Source organism: Paenibacillus forsythiae T98 (assembly GCF_000520735.1).
In the GTDB taxonomy this organism is placed as follows: Bacteria; Bacillota; Bacilli; order Paenibacillales; family Paenibacillaceae; genus Paenibacillus_AQ; species Paenibacillus_AQ forsythiae.
The window spans coordinates 1-1,444 of record NZ_ASSC01000799.1; the positions used below are offsets into that span (position 1 = coordinate 1).

General features: G+C 57.3%; 2 protein-coding genes. Both read right to left on the bottom strand.

The genetic code is table 11. The features are described 5' to 3' along the window. On the bottom strand, nt 1-491 hold a 491-nt coding region (locus tag L692_RS0124545), incomplete at its 3' end, for an NAD(P)-dependent oxidoreductase (protein ID WP_269636751.1). A gap of 49 nt (nt 492-540) precedes the next feature. Continuing rightward, the coding region (locus tag L692_RS0124550; protein ID WP_025702578.1) for an amidase at nt 541-1,444 on the bottom strand (904 nt) is incomplete at its 5' end.

Below are 1,444 nucleotides of genomic sequence, written 5' to 3' on the forward strand. Positions count from 1 at the left end.
GCGCGCTTTGCAATCGACTGGCCGATGCTGCCCATGCCGATCAATCCGAGCGTCGCATGGTGGACATCGACGCCGAACCATTCTTCACCGATCCCCTGCCGCCAGCCGCCGGCTTTGACATACCGGTCCAGCTGCGGAATGTTGCGCGCGGCCGCCAGCATCAGACCCATCACTAGGTCGGCAACCGTATCGTTAGAAATGGACGGGTTGTTCGTGCCGATCACATTTCTTGCTTTCATCGCTTCAATATCCAAATGGTTATAGCCGGAGCTCATATTGCTGATCACCCGCAAAAAGGGTGCATCCGCCAGCATCGCTTCATCGATGGTGCCTTCTCCCATCAGCAGCCCCTCTGCATCCTGCAGCTCGCGTTTCAGCTGGTCGTACCCGATCGCGGCCGTTCCTTGCCATTTGCGGCATTCGCAGTGTTCATTCAAATAGGCCTCGACTTCTCGGGGGATCGGCCAGGCAATATATACCTTTGGTCGCAAAATAACATCACCTCGTCCACTTTTTTGCCGGAACTACACGCAAATTCGCTTAACGCATATTACCGATTGTTCCGCTCTCGAATGCCGTGTTTTCCGCCAGCCGTCCTGCCCATGGCTCCGAGCGCTCATACAGATCTCCAACCTGAAGCAGCACGTTCTCTGCAAACGGTCTTGCGATGAGCTGCAGCCCGACCGGCAGATTGCCGCTTGTGAAGCCGCATGGCACGGACAGAGCCGGAAATCCGAGCAAGTTGGCGAGCGGCGCCTTCGCCAGACGGAACATGTTGTTGATCGCTTCCTCCGGTGTGACGGAATTGATATTGAACGGCGGATTGTGGTTCATCGGAGCGGCGAGCATATCCATGCCCTCCATCGCCGTCAGCGTATCCCCGATAAATTTGTTCCGGATCCGCTGCGCGCGAATATACTCTTCAGCCGCAACCTGCTTTCCGAAGTTCAAGCGGAACTTCACATCGTCGCTGTACAAATGCGGAAGCTTCTCCAGCATCGGCTTATGGAACGCATAACCTTCGGATTGGGCGATGATCCGCGCGGCCCACTGGGCATCGGTAAGCCCCGGAATGTTAATTTCTGCGATTTCCGCGCCAAGAATTGCAAGCCGGTTCAGCGCCTGCTCAACCGTTCGTTCGATTTCGCCGTGCATCCCTTCAAAGAAATACTCGCGGCAAATTGCGATCCTGAATCCTTTCAAATCCGTCAGAGAAGCGGCGAGATAGCGTGGAGCCGGCTCGCGCAAGGAGAATTCGTCCAGGCTGTCGTGCCCGGCGATCGCCTCCAGCAAAATCGCGGCGTCCTTCACCGTGCGGGCCATCGGTCCGATATGGTCGAGCGACCAGCTGAACGGAAGACAACCGCGGGTGCTCACCCGTCCGTAGGTCGGCTTCAGTCCGACTGTTCCGGTTAAGGCTGCCGGCTGGCGGATCGAGCCTGCC